A 208-nucleotide genomic window follows, 5' to 3' on the forward strand; every position below is an offset into this window, starting at 1 on the left:
ACCGCTCCTTGGTTAAGTCCTCGACCGATTAGTAATGGTCCGCTCCACGCCTCACGGCGCTTCCACTTCCATCCTATCTACCTCATCATCTCTGAGGGGTCTTACTTTCCCGAAGGAAATGGGAAATCTCATCTCGAGGCGAGTTTCACACTTAGATGCTTTCAGCGTTTATCTCGTCCATACATAGCTACCCAGCGGTGCTCCTGGC

Annotated in this window: 1 rRNA gene; it reads right to left on the minus strand. The window is 51.9% G+C overall.

Annotated features, from left to right (window positions below):
* Window positions 1-8 precede the first annotated feature (8 nt).
* Window positions 9-208, minus strand: a 23S ribosomal RNA gene (locus tag H5S41_RS12235); the annotation flags it as partial.

This window comes from Limosilactobacillus albertensis, assembly GCF_014145555.1.
In the GTDB taxonomy this organism is placed as follows: Bacteria; Bacillota; Bacilli; order Lactobacillales; family Lactobacillaceae; genus Limosilactobacillus; species Limosilactobacillus albertensis.